Origin of the sequence: Acinetobacter sp. YH12137 (assembly GCF_013418535.1) — a bacterium.
GTDB lineage: Bacteria > Pseudomonadota > Gammaproteobacteria > Pseudomonadales > Moraxellaceae > Acinetobacter.
The window spans coordinates 97,907-115,703 of the sequence record NZ_VPBW01000006.1 but is presented as its reverse complement, the minus strand read 5'-3'; the positions used below and the strand labels follow the sequence as shown (position 1 = coordinate 115,703).

15 protein-coding genes are annotated in these 17,797 nt (G+C 44.6%); 5 read left to right on the top strand and 10 right to left on the bottom strand.

What is annotated here, in order from left to right:
* The first annotated feature begins 75 nt into the window (after window positions 1–75).
* A complete protein-coding gene (locus FTU72_RS05305; protein WP_180052521.1) occupies window positions 76–1,485 on the top strand; it encodes a deoxyribodipyrimidine photo-lyase in 1,410 nt (469 codons plus the stop codon).
* A gap of 56 nt (window positions 1,486–1,541) precedes the next feature.
* On the opposite strand, the gene FTU72_RS05300 is transcribed toward FTU72_RS05305, so the two are convergent.
* Together FTU72_RS05300 and acs are read right to left on the bottom strand one after the other, a co-directional pair.
* Window positions 1,542–2,723 (bottom strand): acyl-CoA dehydrogenase family protein, encoded by a 1,182-nt coding sequence (locus FTU72_RS05300; RefSeq protein ID WP_180052520.1) that lies wholly within the window; start codon window positions 2,721–2,723, stop codon window positions 1,542–1,544.
* A gap of 130 nt (window positions 2,724–2,853) precedes the next feature.
* On the bottom strand, window positions 2,854–4,800 hold the full coding sequence (gene acs / locus FTU72_RS05295; protein WP_180052519.1) for an acetate--CoA ligase: 1,947 nt from the start codon (window positions 4,798–4,800) through the stop codon (window positions 2,854–2,856).
* Between the two features lie 261 nt (window positions 4,801–5,061).
* On the opposite strand from acs, the gene FTU72_RS05290 reads away from it, so the two are divergent.
* Window positions 5,062–5,637: a DUF805 domain-containing protein gene (locus FTU72_RS05290; RefSeq protein WP_034170236.1), complete on the top strand. Its 576-nt coding sequence runs from the start codon at window positions 5,062–5,064 to the stop codon at window positions 5,635–5,637.
* A 107-nt stretch (window positions 5,638–5,744) separates the two neighbouring features.
* Window positions 5,745–6,725, top strand: coding sequence for a mechanosensitive ion channel family protein (locus FTU72_RS05285; protein ID WP_159123798.1), 981 nt, complete (start codon window positions 5,745–5,747; stop codon window positions 6,723–6,725).
* Here FTU72_RS05285 and FTU72_RS05280 read toward each other — a convergent pair.
* From FTU72_RS05280 to prfB, 5 genes are all read right to left on the bottom strand, one after another.
* Window positions 6,699–7,412 carry a 16S rRNA (uracil(1498)-N(3))-methyltransferase gene (locus FTU72_RS05280; protein ID WP_180052518.1) on the bottom strand — a complete coding sequence of 238 codons (714 nt, stop codon included), beginning with the start codon at window positions 7,410–7,412 and terminating at the stop codon, window positions 6,699–6,701. The genes FTU72_RS05285 and FTU72_RS05280 overlap by 27 nt on opposite strands.
* Before the next feature lie 276 nt (window positions 7,413–7,688).
* Window positions 7,689–8,969 carry a 3-deoxy-D-manno-octulosonic acid transferase gene (locus tag FTU72_RS05275; RefSeq protein WP_180052526.1) on the bottom strand — a complete coding sequence of 427 codons (1,281 nt, stop codon included), beginning with the start codon at window positions 8,967–8,969 and terminating at the stop codon, window positions 7,689–7,691.
* An 81-nt stretch (window positions 8,970–9,050) separates the two neighbouring features.
* The gene (locus tag FTU72_RS05270) at window positions 9,051–10,136 is read right to left on the bottom strand and encodes an alkene reductase (RefSeq protein ID WP_166139484.1); all 1,086 of its coding nucleotides are present in this window, start codon (window positions 10,134–10,136) and stop codon (window positions 9,051–9,053) included.
* A 15-nt stretch (window positions 10,137–10,151) separates the two neighbouring features.
* The gene (locus FTU72_RS05265; protein WP_121979733.1) at window positions 10,152–10,451 is read right to left on the bottom strand and encodes a helix-turn-helix transcriptional regulator; all 300 of its coding nucleotides are present in this window, start codon (window positions 10,449–10,451) and stop codon (window positions 10,152–10,154) included.
* 146 nt (window positions 10,452–10,597) lie between these two features.
* Window positions 10,598–11,693 (bottom strand): peptide chain release factor 2 gene (prfB, locus tag FTU72_RS05260; protein ID WP_166139482.1). Its coding sequence is split into 2 segments (ribosomal slippage): window positions 10,598–11,620 and window positions 11,622–11,693, totalling 1,095 coding nucleotides; the frame shifts between segments, so codons are not numbered across the junction.
* Between the two features lie 504 nt (window positions 11,694–12,197).
* Between prfB and FTU72_RS05255 the strand changes: the two genes are divergently transcribed.
* Both FTU72_RS05255 and FTU72_RS05250 read left to right on the top strand, forming a co-directional pair.
* Window positions 12,198–12,983 carry a putative porin gene (locus FTU72_RS05255; protein WP_180052517.1) on the top strand — a complete coding sequence of 262 codons (786 nt, stop codon included), beginning with the start codon at window positions 12,198–12,200 and terminating at the stop codon, window positions 12,981–12,983.
* Between the two features lie 172 nt (window positions 12,984–13,155).
* Window positions 13,156–13,956 (top strand): putative porin, encoded by an 801-nt coding sequence (locus tag FTU72_RS05250; RefSeq protein ID WP_179991927.1) that lies wholly within the window; start codon window positions 13,156–13,158, stop codon window positions 13,954–13,956.
* Between the two features lie 59 nt (window positions 13,957–14,015).
* Here the strand turns inward: FTU72_RS05250 and recJ are convergent, their stop codons facing one another.
* Genes recJ through glmM form a run of 3 tightly spaced genes read right to left on the bottom strand, consistent with a single transcriptional unit; the run spans window position 14,016 to window position 17,725 of the window.
* Window positions 14,016–15,719 (bottom strand): single-stranded-DNA-specific exonuclease RecJ, encoded by a 1,704-nt coding sequence (recJ, locus tag FTU72_RS05245; protein WP_180052516.1) that lies wholly within the window; start codon window positions 15,717–15,719, stop codon window positions 14,016–14,018.
* Window positions 15,720–15,721: 2 nt separating this feature from the next.
* Entirely contained in the window at window positions 15,722–16,378 is a 657-nt protein-coding gene (pdxH, locus tag FTU72_RS05240; RefSeq protein ID WP_180025271.1) for a pyridoxamine 5'-phosphate oxidase, read from the bottom strand.
* Between the two features lie 15 nt (window positions 16,379–16,393).
* On the bottom strand, window positions 16,394–17,725 hold the full coding sequence (glmM, locus tag FTU72_RS05235; RefSeq protein ID WP_004781506.1) for a phosphoglucosamine mutase: 1,332 nt from the start codon (window positions 17,723–17,725) through the stop codon (window positions 16,394–16,396).
* Between the last annotated feature and the right edge of the window lie 72 nt (window positions 17,726–17,797).

Genomic DNA, 17,797 nt, shown 5'->3' with positions numbered 1-17,797 from the left:
ATATCTACGTTTCTATACAGAATTTTCAGGTGGAATGAATAAAATAATCTGATTCCGATTCAGAACGTTATTCCCATGCAGTTGATCTGGTTCCGCCAAGACCTCCGTATACATGACCATGCCGCACTCTGGCATGCTACTCAGCAAGGACCTTGCATTGCGCTAGCAGTCCTCTCTCCCGAACAATGGCAACTGCATCAGGATGCCCGGATCAAAACTGATTTTTATCTGCGTCGGCTCAAATATTTAAAACAGCAGCTACAGCAACTGAATATCCCGCTGATCATATTGAATATTCCTTTGTGGGAAAATTTAGCGCCAGAAATATTGAATCTGTGTCAAACCCTGAAAATTGAAAGCTTGCATGCCAATATCGAAGTTGGCGTCAATGAACTGGAACGTGATGCTCAGGTGCAGCAATTACTAGAACAGCAGCAAATCAGGATCGAGCTCTATCATGACCGCACCCTGTTTCCCCTCAGCAGTATCCGGAACCAGTCCAATCAACCCTATCAGGTCTATAGTGCCTTTAAGAAAAAGTGCTATGAACGGCTAATTCTGGATGTACCCACCTGCTATCCTGAGATTGAAACTCAAGATCCAATCCAATTATCAACTAAGCTCCCCAATGTTGATCTTGAAAAATTCTCAGCGGATTATGTGGTAGAGCATGCTGCCCAACTTTGGCCTGCGGAGGATCGAACTGCCTTGGATCTGCTCGATGATTTTATCGAGGACAAAATGGCTCATTATAAAACCGACCGTGATCTGCCAGCAGTTGATGGTACCAGCCGCCTCTCCCCTTATCTGAATATCGGTGTTATTTCAGTTCGCCAATGTATGCAAGCTCTTTTTCAGGATGGCTATTTCCAGATTGAGGATGTGGGTCAGCAGACCTGGTTAGATGAACTCTTGTGGCGGGAATTCTATCTACAGACCCTGTTTGATTTTCCACGTGTCTCCAAACACCAACCATTTAAGCAAAATACCAATAAGATCCAGTGGCGCAATGCCCCCGAAGATCTAGCTGCCTGGCAGCAAGGCCAGACCGGAATTCCAATTGTCGATGCTGGCATGCGGCAAATGCTGGCAACTGGCTGGATGCATAACCGGGTCAGGATGATTACTGCGATGTTCCTGTGTAAGAACTTGCTGATCGACTGGCGACTGGGTGAAAGCTGGTTTATGCAGCACCTGATTGACGGCGATCTGGCTGCGAATAATGGCGGCTGGCAATGGTGCGCATCAACCGGCATGGATGCTGTGCCCTACTTCCGGATTTTTAATCCGGTCAGCCAGTCCCTGAAGTTTGATCCCAATGGAGACTATATCCGCGAGTGGGTGCCTGAACTGGCGCATCTGGATGCCAAATCCATTCATGAACCTTATGCCAAAAATCCTGATCTGGAACTGGATTATCCAAAACCGATTGTCGATTTAAAAGCCTCTCGTGTACGAGCCATAGAAGCCTTTAAGCAGATTTAGAAGAAACTATCACTTCATCTAATATGAAAAGCCTCCAATATTGGAGGCTTTTCATATTAAGAATAAAAACTTGGATCAGGCACTTTCCCGGTCAATACCCATTCCCCAACTTCCTGATATTTATAATCTACCGGATCATGTAAGGTCTGGGTGCGAACATTACGCCAGAAACGGTCCAGATTCAGTTTGGCCGTGGTCGCACGCGCGCCCATCACCTGAAAAATATTCTGGGTGATATAAAGAGATGTGTTGGTGGCCGCGATTTTGGCTGTGGCAATCGCCACTGAAACTTCACCACGCTGCTCAGCAGTGAGATCACTTCCCAGATCCCAAGCAGCCTGTAAGGTTTGAATCGCTTTATCAGCTAGCAGACGTACACTTTCCAGTTGCACGTAGAACTCGGCAAAATGCTTCTGGGTAAAGGGGTCATTCACTGCATCTTCTACCAATGATTTTGACCAGGCTTTTTGAGTCTGTACGGTTTGTTTGGCCACTTCAAACGCACCTTCTGCTACCCCGAGGAACATGTGTACAAAGATCAGCTGGGCAATCAAAGGACGTAAGCTTGAATATGGTGTACTGAGTGGACCCGGATTTAACAGTAATTCATCTTCATGAATTTTGACCTGCTCAAAATGGCTGGTGCCGCTATCGGTCTGGCGTTGACCCATATTATTCCAGTCACCGAGAAAACTTACGCCCTTACGTGCTGTTGGAATTACCCCGATCAGTAATTTTCCAGCGTCGTTATAGCCTGAGCACAGTAAAATATCGGAATCAATGGAGCCAGAACAGAAACTTTTATTTCCATCAAAAATATATTCTTTTTCAGCAACTTTTGTTGCGGTAGTACGACGGTCCAGTGGATTTAAGGTATTGCCCCAGAACAGGTTTTCCCGAGCGGTCTGTTCAAACCATGGGCCATATTGTTCTGGTTGGGAAAATAATTGAACCGTTGCAATCAGCAAATGATGAAACCCATAAACATGTGCTAATGAACTATCAACTCGGGCAATAATTTGAATGGTTTTAAAAATTGTCTGCCAGTCTGCTTCCTGACCGCCGTACTGTTTTGGAATAGACAGGCCCAGTAAACCGCTCTGACGAATCAGATCACGCTCGGCTTTAGGATTACCGCCCTGCTTGTCACGAGCTGCGGCTGTTTGGGCAAAAGTTTCTGTCAGTTGCTGGGCAATTTGCAGGGGAGATTGATCTAGATATTGTTGTCGTACATTCATTCTTTTGACCTAAGTTCAGCATAGTTTTAGCTTAGCAGATTGCAGCTTGGCACTATATTCGAAAGCATGCAGAGCTTATTCCTGAGACAAAAATACCGGCAAATAATGCCGGTATTTGAACGTCCTAAACTTATGCCTGATTACGCTGCACTTCAGCAATTAACTGATCCACGACTTGTGGCTCAGCCAGAGTCGAGGTATCGCCCAGACTGTCCAGTTCATTGGCAGCAATCTTTCTTAAAATCCGGCGCATAATTTTTCCTGAACGGGTTTTAGGTAAAGCGGGTGCCCAGTGCAAGGCATCTGGCGTTGCCACTGGCCCTAAAATTTTACGTACCCAAGCTACCAGTTCACCGCGCAGCTGTTCAGTACTTTCAGTCCCTGCCTGCAAGGTGACAAAGGCACAAATCCCCTGACCTTTGATGTCATGCGGCATACCCACTACGGCAGCTTCGGCAACTGCCTCATGTGCAACCAATGCACTTTCAATTTCTGCCGTACCCAGACGATGGCCTGAAACATTGAGTACGTCATCGACACGACCGGTAATCCAGTAATAGCCATCTTCATCACGACGTGCGCCGTCACCAGTAAAATAGGTACCCGGATAGGTCGAGAAATAGGCGTCAATAAAGCGGTCTGGGTCACCCCAGATGGTGCGCATCTGACCTGGCCAGGAATCCTTAATTACTAGATTCCCTTCTGCCACCCCTTCAATTTCCTTGCCTTCTGCATCGACAATGGCGGGTTGCACACCAAAGAATGGCCGGGTTGCAGAACCCGGTTTCAGGTCGGTCGCACCTGGTAAAGGCGTAATCATGAAGCCACCAGTTTCGGTTTGCCACCAGGTATCAATCACCGGACAGCGGCTTTCACCGACTACCGAGTAATACCAGTTCCAGGCTTCCGGGTTAATCGGCTCACCGACCGAACCTAAAATTCTCAGGCTGCTACGATCACTTTCCCGTACATAGGCATCCCCCTCACGCATCATGGCACGAATGGCTGTCGGTGCAGTATAGAGAATGGTCACATTGTGCTTGTCGACGATATGTCCGGTACGTGCCCAGCTCGGATATTGCGGCACTCCCTCGAACATGACCGTAGTCGTACCATTAGAGAGCGGACCATACAGTACATAGGAATGCCCGGTAATCCAGCCGACATCGGCAGTACACCAGAACACATCATCCTGTTTGATGTCAAAAACTTCTCGGAAAGTACAGTTCACATAAGTCAGATAGCCGCCTGTGGTATGCAGTACGCCCTTAGGTTTTCCGGTTGAACCCGAGGTATACAGGATAAACAGCGGATCTTCCGCATTCATCGGTTCAGGGGGACAGATCTCATTGACGGTCATGATTTCCATGTGATACCAGAGATCACGTCCCTGTTGCATTTCTACCGGATTGCCGGTGCGATGTACAACGATGACATGTTCAATCGATTCGGTACCGGCAATTTTCAGGGCTTCATCCACATTGGCTTTCAGTGGAATGGCTTTGCCCCCACGCATGCCCGAATCTGCGGTAATCACCATTTTGGCCTGACTGTCTTCAATCCGGCTGGCCAGAGAATCAGGTGAGAAACCACCAAACACCACACAATGCACTGCACCAATTCGGGCACAGGCCAGCATGGCAATTGCGGCTTCCGAGACCATTGGCATATACAGCACCACCCGGTCGCCCTTTTTAATTCCGTTCTTTTTCAGGACATTGGCGAAACGGCAGGTTTCATCATAAAGCTCATGAAAAGAAATAATCTTGTGACGGGATGGATGATCCCCTTCCCAGATAATCGCCGGTTTATAAGGATGTTCCTTAAGATGGCGATCCAGACAGTTGGCACTGACATTGAGCTGGCCATCTGCAAACCATTCAATTTTAAAATTGTCTTTATCAAAACTGGTACTTTTAACCTGGGTAAAAGGTTTGATCCAGTCCAGGCGCTGTGCCTGTTCAGCCCAGAACTGATCCGGTTGTTCAATGGATTGCTGATAACGCTCAAAATACTCTGTATCAGTGGTACGTGCGGTTTTCTTAAATTCTGCTGGTACTGGATAGATTTCTTTCATTGTTCGCTTCCTTGATCTTGTTCTATCTCATCACGAGAGCTTGATGGCATTTTGTTGATTGTTTTTTATGCATAATGGCAGTATGTACTGCATATTTCAAATCCGACAATCATGCTTTCGTCGTAGATTATTTATTCAAATTCAATCAGAATAACTTCGGATAATGCTCAGCTATGGCCAAAGTCAGCTAGATATTGCTATCGTCAAATAAAATGAGTCGCCCACTCTCGCTGTATTTTATACAGGCTTAGGATCTTGCCCATGAATTCAACTGAACCTTCCTATTTCCCTCCTCCTTTTCCTGCAGCAGATCATCCCTTATCGATCAGGGGCCGATTTGGACGTTTGAGTTTTATTGCCTGGTCTGCATTTTTACAGTTTATTTTCTTATGCAGCAGTATTGCGCTAGGTTTAAGTATTGATATTGTGAACATTGCCAGCCTATCAGTAGATTCAAACTGGCAAATCTCCCTGCACGGCCTGTCCAGCCTGTTTGCCTTAGCGATCATGCTGGTCTATCTGTATTTCGGTATTGTGATTACGGTACGACGCTTACACGATCTGGACCGCAGTGGCTGGTGGATGCTGCTATTCTTCGTGCCTTTGATCAATCTGTTTGTCTGGATTTATATCCTGCTTTTTCCAGGAACAAGAGGCAGCAATCAGTATGGCCCGATACGTACAAGCCCCGTCTGGGAAAAAATTGTGGCCTGGCTGGTAATCATTTTTACCGTACTCAGCCTGTTGGCGACGACTGCGTTATTCTCTTATATGAGTGAAGGTGAACCTTCAAGAATCCCAAGTGAAGTGAAACAAAAAACGACTGAGTTCTTTTAAGACAGTTGTGTCTGTTTTGCATAAATATATTGTGTATAAATTTCGCTGTTGTTAATTTTTTGCTGTAGTTGAGGCAAAATAAGCGAAATTTAAATTGTGGAGTTTTTGTGGCTGAGCAAGAGAATACTTTAAGCCAGGTAACTGAAGGGACGACTGAGCTCCTGCATCAGGCGACTGAAAAAACTGCCCAAACCGTGATCGAACATACCTCCAAGTACAATGATGCCTATAGCACCATTGACAAGATCATGGAGGGTTTCTGGGAGCGTGTGCCTTATTTCTGCATCGCACTGACAGTCATTGTCATTTTCTGGTTACTGTCAAAACTGTTTAAGTTTTTTGTCCGTAAGACTTTAGAAAACCGTACTTATACCCGACAGAATCTGGTACTGGTGCTGAACCGTGTCGGTAGTACCGTGATTGTTTTCTTTGGCGTATTAATCGGGCTGGTGATTGCGATTCCAGGTTTCACCCCAGGTCAGCTGATGAGTGCGCTTGGGATTGGTTCGGTGGCGATCGGTTTCGCATTTAAGGATATTTTCCAGAATCTGCTCTCAGGTGTACTGATTTTGCTGGGTGAACCTTTCAAGATTGGCGATGACATTATCGTGAATGGTCTGGAGGGTACCGTGGAAGATATCCAGATTCGTGCAACTTTTTTACGCTCGCCAGATGGTCGTCGTATCGTAATTCCAAATGCTACGGTCTATACCAGTGCAGTCACGGTGAATACTGCTTATACCCGTCGCCGCTGTGAATTTTCGGTCGGGATCGGTTATGAAGATGATATCCAGAAAGCCAAGGATATTATTACTGCAATTCTGGATAAAGATCCGACCATCCTGAGTCAACCTGCATTTAGCGTCAATGTGATTGCACTGGCAGACTTCTCGATTACTCTCAAAGCCTTATGGTGGGTCAATACCACTGAAACAGGCATAGGCACCTCAATCAGTGCAGTTCAGGAACGGGTGATACAAGCCTTTGCTGAACATAATATTTCGATTCCATATCCGGTGCAGGAAGTGAAAGTCTATCGTGGCGATGGCCATGAAGATGCCTCAGCTCGCGCTAAACAGTCGACCTAAAACATATGAAATCGCCGTTTCAGTACGGAGAATACGGTTGCCAAGGCTCACTGCCTGGCAGCCGTTTTTTATGAGCAAATCAACTTCATACGGAATAAAGCCACCTTCGGGGCCAATGACAATCGTGCAAGGATGCTGAAGTGCATATGGCATCGGCTGTTCGGCATAAGGATGTGCAATAAAGGCTGGACGGTCTGCTGTAATGAGTCCCGGCAAGATATCTTCGACAAAAGGTTTAAAGCGTTTATACAGCTCAATTTTCGGAGCAACCGTATCTCCTGCCTGTTCTAGCCCGAGATCGATATAATGATTCAGTTGCTGCAAAAATGGGGTCTGCCAATAGCTTTTATCCACCCGGTAGCTATGCAGTAAAATGATCTTTTCTACCCCCATGGTCACAGCATCCATGATCAGACGACGCAAAACTTTAGGACGTGGTAAAGCTACAATTAGAGTAACAGGCAGCTTTGCAGGAACTGATTCTTCTTGAATGGGTTTCAATAAAATCGCTTTTTCAGAAATTTCGACAACTTCAGTTAAATACCGTTTCCCTTCCCGAATCCCGACTTTCAACGTATCGCCCACCTGAACCTCCAGGTGCTGTTGTAAATGTTCCAGCTGCCGCTTTGACGTAATTGACCACAGTTCAGATTCGGTTTGGTGGGGATTAAGCAGGACGATATTCATAAAAAATTAACTCAACAAATCCATCACTGGATACGCGGAAACGTCATCCACAACTGTCCGAGGCAGGACTCTTTTTGCCTGATATAGGTTCTGCGATATCTTTGCAAAAAGATGGTATATGACGAGTTTTGTGGATGACAAATGGTTTTGTTACTTTTGCCGAAACAAAAGTAAAAGAAAGAAGAGCGCTAGCATTAAATCTATAAAGATAAGGCTTAGTTTTAACCTTATACAATCAATCCATGAAAATCAGCTTCTTCACAAATCAGAATATAATCAAAGATATTGATCAATCACCTGAATATGCCTTTCAAGTGAACCCTGATTTTGCTGCATAATCTTTTGTGCAGCAGTATTCAAGCTTTCAGCTTTAGCTGAATTATTCAGAATTTCTAGCAAAGTCTCAGCAGCCTGCTTAGCATCCTGCATCACTTCTACGGCATGCGCCTGGACAAACTCATCGACAATCGTCTGAAAGTTAAAATAGTTTTTACCCAGAATCGTTGGAACATTTAGCGCAATCGGCTCCAGAATATTATGCCCACCACCTGGTTCATTTAGAGAACCACCAACATAACAGGCTTGGCTCAAGGCATACCAGAGCCACATCTCGCCCATGGAATCTGCAAGATAAATCTGAGTATCAGCTTCAATGCGCTGTCCCAAGCTACGGCGCTGGGTCCTTAAACCTAAGGACTGTGCAGCTTGGAACACCTCATCGAAACGTTCCGGATGGCGTGGCACCACGATACAAACTAATGTCGAATCTGCATCCAGCGCAGATTTAAGTTCAGCCATTAATTGCTGTTCTTCAGGCGCATGCGTACTGGCGAGAGTAATGATCTTCCGGCCTTGCAGAGACCATTCCTGTTTCAATTGGGCAGCATGATTAATAAATTGCTGCGGTGCCGTGATATCAAACTTGATATTGCCCAAGACCTGAGTTTTTTCTAAAACTATACCTAGATCAATATAACGCTGCTGGGTTGCTGTATCCTGAGCCAAAAGACCTGTTAAATTCTTAAGCATGCCACGGGTTAGGCCTTTGACTTTGCCATAGCCTTTGGCGGATTTTTCAGAAAGACGGGCATTCAGTAACAGACATGGCACATTAAAATTCGGTGCCTGGTCAATCAGATTTGGCCAGAGCTCAGTCTCCATCAATAACAGCAATTTAGGCTGATATTTTTGATAAAAATCACGAATCAGGGTTTTCTGGTCAGCTGGCAAATATACAGCCTGGAATAAGTCTAAATAAGGTTCTTTCAAGAAAAGTGATTTAGCACGTGCCTGCCCAGTCTTGGTGGTATTAGTCACTAGAACCGGATGCCCAAGTTTTAAGTAATGTTCAATTAAAGGTTGAGCGGCATTGGTTTCCCCTACGGATACCACATGAAACCAGATCGCCTGCAGATTTTTAGGGGACTGGAAAGGACCAAAACGTTCCAACAGTTCTTGTTCTAATTGTTCCGGACTGGTCGCACGTTTACGTATACGGGATTGATAAAGCGGTTTCGCTAGCGCCAAGGCTGCGTTATACCAGAATGGAGTAGCCACATTGCGCCCCAAAACAGATTCAATCGGCAAAATATAACAGAGCCACATCGACATGTTAATCGATGTGGCTCTTATTTCGAATTATTCTATGGTGCTTAATACTCTAACTTCTGCCAAAGTTGGATAATCAATATAACCTTCAGCCACCTGACTGCCGATCATATTTTCCATTTTCAGCTCATTAAGCGGTGCATTATCAAGCAGACGTTCGTATAGATCAGGATTTGCAATGTAGGCTTTACCAAATGCGACTGCATCTGCCTTTTCAGCTGCCAACAGCTCAATCGCATCTTCACGACTCAGTTGCATATTGGCAATATAAGGTACTCCACCTGAACGCTCTTTCATATATTCGGAAATACTGTCTTCAGCCAGATATTCACGGGTAAAGAAGAAGGCAATCTTGCGCTTGCCCAGCTGCTCCATGGCATAGCCAAATGTTTCACGTGGATCATTATCACCCATGTCATGGTCATCACCACGCGGAGCAAAATGCACCCCTACACGATCCGCACCCCATACTTCAATCAGTGCATCAGTTGCTTCTAGCAGGAACCGTGTACGGTTTTCGACTGAACCGCCGTATTCATCTTCACGCTGATTGGTTTTGCTTTGCAAGAACTGGTCAATCAAATAACCATTGGCAGCATGTAATTCAACACCATCAAAACCGGCTTCTTTAGCACGAATCGCGGCTTGTTTGTATTGCTCGGTAATCGCGTGAATTTCAGAAACTTCCAAGGGACGTGGCGTAACGTATGGACGTTTTGGACGTAATAAGCTGACATGACCCGCCTGTTGTACTGCACTTGCAGACACTGGTGTTTCACCATTTAACAGATCCGGATGTGATACACGACCAACATGCCAAAGCTGGGCAACGATTAAACCGCCCTTCTCATGAACCGCTTGAGTGACCTTTTTCCAGCCTTCGACCTGAGCATCGGTAAACAGTCCTGGAGTATTTAAATAACCGTTGGCTTCTTCGGAAATCACTGTAGCTTCAGAAATGATCAGACCAGCACTTGCACGTTGCGCATAGTACTCAACCATCATGGGGGTTGGAACACGATCAGCAGTTGCGCGGCTACGGGTCAGCGGCGCCATGATGACACGGTTTTTAAGCTCTAACGCACCGAGCGTTAAAGGAGAATTTAATTCAGCCATCGTTACTCCCACCTGTTAAAGGTGTTGTTGTAGGTGTTCGATAAATTGCTGAATCAAAGTTTCATTGCGGGAGAAATATGACCACTGTCCATGCTTGGTCGCAGTAATCAGGCCAGCCTGCTGTAATACCGACAGGTGATTGGACATGGTGGACTGTGAAACCTGGCCCAAACGTTCAATTTGACCTGCACAGACCCCACGTTGAAAGCCACCACACTCTTCCGCAGACAGATATTGCTCCGGAGATTTTAACCACTCCAGAATTTGTCGACGGGTCGGATTGGCTAAGGCTTTAAAAATTAGATCAAGGTCCATAGGCACATCACAATCAGTGGCGCAACGAAACTTCATTCAGCGTCTGTGATCATTATATCGTATTTTTTCGATTTATATATCGAATAATTTAGATATAAGAGTCACAGTCTGTTAAAGCTTTGTTACGCCAGCTTTTAAACGATTTCTTACAGGCCCTGTTTCAGGCTTGCTTCGATAAATTTGTCCAGATCACCGTCCAGAACTGCGCCAGTATTGGAATTTTCCACTCCTGTACGCAAATCCTTAATACGTGAATCATCGAGAACATAAGAACGGATCTGGCTACCCCAGCCAATATCGGACTTAGAATCTTCCAATGCCTGTGCAGCTTCATTACGTTTATTCATTTCCAGCTCATACAGCTTGGCACGCAACTGCTTCCAAGCATGGTCACGGTTGGCATGTTGTGAACGCTGGTTCTGACACGCCACCACGATACCAGTTGGAATGTGGGTTAAACGCACGGCAGAGTCAGTTTTGTTAATGTGCTGACCACCCGCGCCTGACGCACGGTAGGTATCGGTACGGACATCTGAAGGATTGATTTCAATTTCGATATTGTCATCTACTTCAGGTGAGACAAACACGGCAGAAAATGACGTATGACGACGGTTGCCCGAGTCAAATGGTGATTTACGCACTAAACGGTGTACACCAGATTCGGTACGCAACCAGCCATAAGCATACTCACCTTCGACACGAATCGTCGCAGATTTAATCCCGGCAACATCCCCATCAGATTCTTCCATCAGTTCAGCTTTAAAACCATGACGTTCGATCCAGCGCATGTACATACGTAGCAGCATAGATGCCCAGTCCTGTGCTTCGGTACCGCCGGAACCTGCCTGAATTTCCACATAGCAAGGGTTTGGATCCATCGGATTGCTGAACATACGACGGAACTCAAGCTTCGCCAGTCCTTCTTCAGCCGCATTCAGCTCAGCCTGCACATCTTCCAGCATGGTCTCTTCATCTGCTTCAACCGCAAGGTCAAGCATTGCTTGGGCATCTTCAAGCTGGGTCGTTAAGCCGTCCAGTACATTAAGTACATTTTCAAGCTCACCTTTTTCTTTGGCCATGGCCTGAGCACGACTCTGGTCATTCCAGATCGCCGGGTCTTCTAATTCACGCAGGACTTCTTCTAAACGCTCTTTTTTCAGATCGTAGTCAAAGATACCCCCGTAGTGTTTGACCACGTTCGTTTAAGTCTTTTAATTGGTTTAGATACGGATTAATTTCCACGTGAATTACTCTCAATCAAAATTAGGTATAAATTCTTAGGTCAATATTATATCACAGTCTATTTCGCCAATTTATAGCGATAAATCCATCTTTAAAGCTAAGCAAGAAAATGTCACTAGCACATTTTTTAATTACAAAATTTGTCAGCCCGATAAAATAGCTAAATATTATTTTTAATACTTTCTCATTCTATTCTTAAATATATTTCGCTGTATTTTTATACTCAGTTTTTGATTCATTTTAAAACCCTAAAAACCCTACAAAATAAGATAAAAAATAGCATTTTCAATACATTCCACAATATCTACACACTTTTAATAAAACAAAACATTTCATTTTTAGTTTTTGAATTCAATTAGTTATTAAATGAAAATTACATAATATTACCTTACTCACAATGTAGTAACTTTCCTTTGATTGACGATTATTGGAATTGGTCTAGACTTAAAGTTGTAACAAAAAGTGTATTAATTTTAGCCATATTTTTCAGAGGGGAGTATCCGCATGAAAAAACTAGCAATCGCTTCAGCATTACTTTCAGCCGTAGCTCTTACAGGTACAGCAGCTCATGCTTATCAAGTAGAAGTGGGTGCATCTGCAGGCCTAACAGACCCGGATAATGGTAGCTCAAGCGGCTCTTTTGGTGTTGATGGCACATACTACTTTAATCCAGTTCAAACACGTAATGCGCCATTGGCCGAAGCAGCTTTCCTTGATCGTGCAAGTAATGTGAAAGCTCAATATCAATATGATGATTACGACTCTTCAGAACGTCACCGTTATGGTGTAGGTGCTGAATACTTCGTACCAAACTCAGATTTTTATTTGAGTGGTAGCGTAGGTCGTGATGATTCTAAATACGACTATGCACCTGATTTTGACGAAACCGTTTATAGTGCTGAAGTCGGTTATTTACCTGCACCAGGTCTGTTAATTGCAGCAGGTGTGAAAGGTTATGACAATGACTATGATGACGGTGTAGATCCAACTTTACGTGCTAAATATGTGACTACCTTAAGCAATGGTAAAGATATTAACCTTGAAGCTGGCGCTGCCTTTGGCGACCTGGATGAGTACAACTTAAAAGCTGACTACTTCATCGACAAAACTTTAAGTGTTGGTGCTGATTATCAAAGCAAAGATAATGGCCCATATGACTCAAATGAATTTGGTGTAAGTGCACGTAAATTCTTTAATGAACAAGTGAGCTTGGAAGGCCGTGTAGGTTTTGGTGAAATTGGTAACCAAGACTACAACAAATTTGGTCTAGCTGCGAAATACCGCTTCTAATCCAAACTAAGAAATTTCATTATAAAAAACCCATCTTCGGATGGGTTTTTTATTGCACTTTAAACAAGCATTTAGGTAGTTTTTGCACATTGACGGGGCGATTATTATCTGTACAATTTGTTACAACTGTTAATAAAACAGCCATATTTTATAACAAAGAGAGAAAATCTAAATGTTTAAGAAACTTGCTCTTGCTACAGCACTTCTTGCTAGCCTAGGAACTGCACATGCTTACCAAGCTGAACTTAATGTAGGGTATGAAAACACTGATATCGATAACCTTGGGGATCTAGATACATTTTTCATCAATGGAAAATATTATTTAAATGATGTTCAAGTTAAGAACTCTCCACTTGCAGAAGCGGCTTTCCTAAATAAAGCAAGCAATATTGGCTTAGGTTATGCAAATGCAAGCGGTGATGGCGATGAAGATATTGATGTGTTTGGTGTAAGTGGTGAGTTTTATATTCCAAATACTCAATTTTATGTAAGCGGTACTATTAACCAAGTTGATTTTGCAGGTGACGATAATACCGGTTATGCGCTTGAAGTAGGTTACCTACCAGTTACTGGCTTGTTGCTAGCAGTAGGTGCCGCAAATGAAAGCGTAGACCCAGTTCAAGTGGCAAACTATGGTTTCACCGCAAATCTTTCAAATGCACTTACTGTAGGTGATGACACTGCATTATCTTTACGTGCCAAATACGTGACTCAAATTGGCAATCATTTCACCAATTTTGAAGGTTTAACTTATATTGGTGATGAAACAACCTATCGCTTAGCTGCTGATCTTTATATCGATCCAACTCTCAGTGTAGGTCTATCTATTGCTGATTCTACTGCAGATGGTTCAGATACACTGTTCGGTATTAAAGCTCAAAAATTCTTTACGCCAACTATTGCAGCAGGTGTAAATTACCACACAACTGACGGTATTGACTCGTTTGGTATCAATGGTACTTTCCGCTTCTAATCTCTCCGATTAGAAGTCAAAAAAACCGCTCAATTGGGCGGTTTTTTTATTTGAATAATTTATTGTTCCAGATGAGCAATTCGCATTTGCAGGCTGACATTGCCATTAAAGACATTTTTATCCAGTTCATAGACCAGACGTACATGCTGCTTCATCGGATCAAACTTGTATTTATCGATGGCACTAAAGGCAATCGCATCAACAACCTGTCCATTCTCTAAGGCAACACGTAATTTCAGATGTACATCCTTGAGCCAGCGGTAATCCAGAATCTTAAAGATGCCTTCAAAAATCGGTTGAGGAAACTTTTGTCCCCATGGACTTAAGTTTTGCAGTAAATCGACCGTTTCAATTTGGAAAGCTGATGCCGGTAGTTCCCCATCAGTCCACAGCGTAGCGGTAAATAGGCTTTCATCCATCTGTGCAATCAGCTGTTCAAAGACCTGTTTAAATTCAACAAAATGCTGCTTTTTAATGGTTAGTCCCGCTGCGGCCGCGTGCCCACCAAAATGGCTGACCAGATGCGGATACTGCTCTGCTATCCGTTCAATACTATCCCGGATATGAATCCCTTCAATGGAACGTGCTGAACCTTTGATATGAATCCCATCTTCATCTGCTGCGAACACAATACTTGGACGATGGAACTGTTCTTTTAAACGCCCCGCCACAATCCCGATCACACCCTGATGCCAGTGCTGTTCAAACATGATCAGCGCGGCTGGCAAAGTATTCTCATCCAGCTGGATTTTTTCCAGTTCAGTCAAAGCTTCTTGCTTGATTTTGCCTTCTACCTGACGACGTTCGACATTGAGTTTATTCAGCTGTTCTGCGAGTGGATAAGCGGTTGCCAGATCCGGAGCAAGCAAACACTCGATCCCGATATCCATGGTTTCCATACGACCCGCTGCATTAATGCGTGGGCCAAGCACAAAACCCAGATCCTGCGCTTTGAGCGTAGCTGCATCACGACCAGCAATCTCTAGCAAGGCACTGATGCCAGGTCGGCAAAGATGATGTTGAATCCGTTTTAAGCCGGCATCCACCAGAATACGGTTGTTATAGTCCAGACTTGCGACATCTGCATAAGTACCTAAAGCGACCAGATCCAGATAATTGGTAATAACCGTTGAAGATTTACCCAACTTTTTACGATGAGTCGATAGATTTGCCAGAACATAAAAAGCTACCCCTACACCTGCCAAAGCCTTACTTGGAAAATCACAACCCAGCTGATTGGGATTGACCACAGCCTCTGCTGCAGGTGTAGGCTTGGTAGTTAAGTGATGATCGGTAATAATCACCTGCATACCATGATCTTGCGCCTGTTTCACACCTTCATGACTGGAAATCCCGTTATCCACCGTGATTAAGAGATCCGGCGTAAAATTGGCAAAAGCCAGATCCGCAATCGCAGGTGTCAGGCCATAACCATACTTAAACCGGTCAGGAACCAGATAGTCGACATGAGCACCCATATCACGCAGAGCAAGTACCATCAGTGTGGTACTGGTCGCCCCATCAGCATCATAGTCACCGACAATTACGATTTTCTGGCCGGCATCTATAGCCTGATCAATCAGCTGGACCGCTTCCGTTAAACCTTTCATGGTCGGAGCCAGCAGATGCTTGAGTTTCAGCTCCAGCTCCTGTTCAGATTCCACGCCACGGCGTGCCAGAATGTTAGCTACAAATGAAGGCACGCCCTGAAAAGATTCAGGGCGTGTCAGTAAAGGTCTTTGCTTGATTTCAAGTTTAGGCATTGTTATGGCATCAATCGTTGTAGTTTCCACGCCCCATCGATTTTTTCATAACTCAGGCGGTCATGTAAACGGTTTGGACGGCCCTGCCAGAATTCATAATAATCTGGCTGCAAACGATAGCCGCCCCAGAATCCCGGCTTATCCAGCTCTTCCTGATTAGCGACCTGCTGATGCAGATCCCAGAAACGTTGCTGTAGTTCTTCACGACTCGCAACCACACCACTTTGCGGAGTACTGATATGAGCAGCGATCTGACTTTCACGTGGACGTTTATGATAATAATCAGTCGATTCTTCTTCCGAAATTTTAACTACCTTACCGCTAATCCGGATCTGACGTTCCTGTTCCTGCCAGTAAAACAGCAGTTCAGCATACGGGTTTTCGGCCAGATCCAGACCTTTTTGACTATCATAATTGGTATAGAAATCATACCCTGCTTCAGTCGCACCACGCAGCAACACTGTGCGCACATGCGGACGACCTTGTGCATTTGCGGTTGCCAATGACATGGCATAAGGTTCATGCAGCTGTGCAGCAAGTGCATGGTTAAACCACTGCAAAAACTGCATATGCGGATTGGGATTGACCTGATCTTCATGTAGCTCGCCTTTTTGGTAGTTCAGACGCAGTTCACTCAGATCCTTAATCAGATCGCTCATTCACTCTTCCCCCATTTAAGCGGCGTTGGCACGTACCGCATCAGCCAATGAATTTGCCAGTGTGGTCACTTCAGCAAGATCCTCGCCTTCCACCATGACACGGATCACCGGTTCAGTCCCTGATTTACGGATCAGTAAACGGCCACGACCTTTGAGCTGCTCTTCAGCTTTGTTAAATTCTGCAGTCAAAGCAGGCACTGAGTACGGGTCAAACATGGTATTCAGACGTACATTCACCAACACATTCGGCAATAATTTAAAGTCAGCCACTAACTCGTGCAGTGCTTTCTTCTGCTCGACCATCACGGTTAAGACTTGCAGCGCAGCAATAATCGCATCGCCTGTAGTGCTCTTGTCTAAAGTCAGGATATGACCTGATGGCTCGCCACCAATCGACCAGCCTTTTTCTTCCAGACCTTGCAGTACATAACGATCACCGACTTTAGCGCGCAACAATTCTACTCCGGCTTTTTCGAGGGCCAGTTCTAGTGCCATATTGCTCATCAAGGTACCAACAATCCCAGCTGGCTTATTTTTTGCCTGAGTCGCGAGGATATACAGAATATGATCACCAGTAATTTGCTCACCGTTTTTATCGACCATAATCACGCGGTCAGCATCACCATCAAAGGCTATGCCTAAATCAGCACCATGCTCAACCACTGCTTTTTGCAGATTTTCCGGATGAGTCGAACCACAGTTCTCATTGATATTCAGACCGGTCGGTTCATCATAGATGGAAATGACTTTAGCACCCAGCTCACGGAAAACCGCAGGACCTACGCTATAGGCTGCACCATTGGCACAGTCAACGACAATGGTTAAATCATTCAGGTCTAAATGGTATGGGAAAGTCGACTTACAGAATTCAATATAACGGCCATTGGCATCTTTCACACGGAAACTTTTACCCAAGTTCGCGTTATCTTCGATCACCAGTTCTTTTTCCAGTTCCTGGTTGATCTCATCCTGCAAAGCATCAGGCAGTTTTTTGCCTTCACTCGAAAAAAATTTAATCCCGTTATCGAAATACGGATTGTGTGATGCAGAAATGACAATACCGAGACTGGCATGCAAAGCACGGGTTAAATGGGCAATAGCCGGCGTTGGCAACGGTCCAAGCAGATGCACATAAACACCTGCCGCATTGAGTCCTGCCTGTAGCGCAGATTCCAGAATATAACCCGATAAACGGGTATCTTTACCCAGTACTACCAATGGTTTGTTTTTTTTGCTATTTCGTTTTAATACTTTTCCTGCCGCAAAACCTAATTTCAGGGCAAATTCAGGTGTAATTGGTAACTCACCAAATTTTCCACGAATACCATCGGTACCAAAATAACTCATGCTTTGTCTCACTTCTTAGCGGGTGATTTACATCATCCTTTTTCATTGTGCAACACTGTACACCAAAACAAA

What these genes read in the sequence shown, in the direction of transcription:
- FTU72_RS05305 (WP_180052521.1), top strand. Translation starts at nt 76, where the DNA reads ATGCAGTTGATCTGGTTCCGCCAAGACCTCCGTATACATGACCATGCC.
- FTU72_RS05300 (WP_180052520.1), bottom strand. Translation starts at nt 2,723, where the DNA reads ATGAATGTACGACAACAATATCTAGATCAATCTCCCCTGCAAATTGCC.
- acs (WP_180052519.1), bottom strand. Translation starts at nt 4,800, where the DNA reads ATGAAAGAAATCTATCCAGTACCAGCAGAATTTAAGAAAACCGCACGT.
- FTU72_RS05290 (WP_034170236.1), top strand. Translation starts at nt 5,062, where the DNA reads ATGAATTCAACTGAACCTTCCTATTTCCCTCCTCCTTTTCCTGCAGCA.
- FTU72_RS05280 (WP_180052518.1), bottom strand. Translation starts at nt 7,412, where the DNA reads ATGAATATCGTCCTGCTTAATCCCCACCAAACCGAATCTGAACTGTGG.
- FTU72_RS05270 (WP_166139484.1), bottom strand. Translation starts at nt 10,136, where the DNA reads ATGGCTGAATTAAATTCTCCTTTAACGCTCGGTGCGTTAGAGCTTAAA.
- FTU72_RS05265 (WP_121979733.1), bottom strand. Translation starts at nt 10,451, where the DNA reads ATGGACCTTGATCTAATTTTTAAAGCCTTAGCCAATCCGACCCGTCGA.
- FTU72_RS05255 (WP_180052517.1), top strand. Translation starts at nt 12,198, where the DNA reads ATGAAAAAACTAGCAATCGCTTCAGCATTACTTTCAGCCGTAGCTCTT.
- FTU72_RS05250 (WP_179991927.1), top strand. Translation starts at nt 13,156, where the DNA reads ATGTTTAAGAAACTTGCTCTTGCTACAGCACTTCTTGCTAGCCTAGGA.
- recJ (WP_180052516.1), bottom strand. Translation starts at nt 15,719, where the DNA reads ATGCCTAAACTTGAAATCAAGCAAAGACCTTTACTGACACGCCCTGAA.
- pdxH (WP_180025271.1), bottom strand. Translation starts at nt 16,378, where the DNA reads ATGAGCGATCTGATTAAGGATCTGAGTGAACTGCGTCTGAACTACCAA.
- glmM (WP_004781506.1), bottom strand. Translation starts at nt 17,725, where the DNA reads ATGAGTTATTTTGGTACCGATGGTATTCGTGGAAAATTTGGTGAGTTA.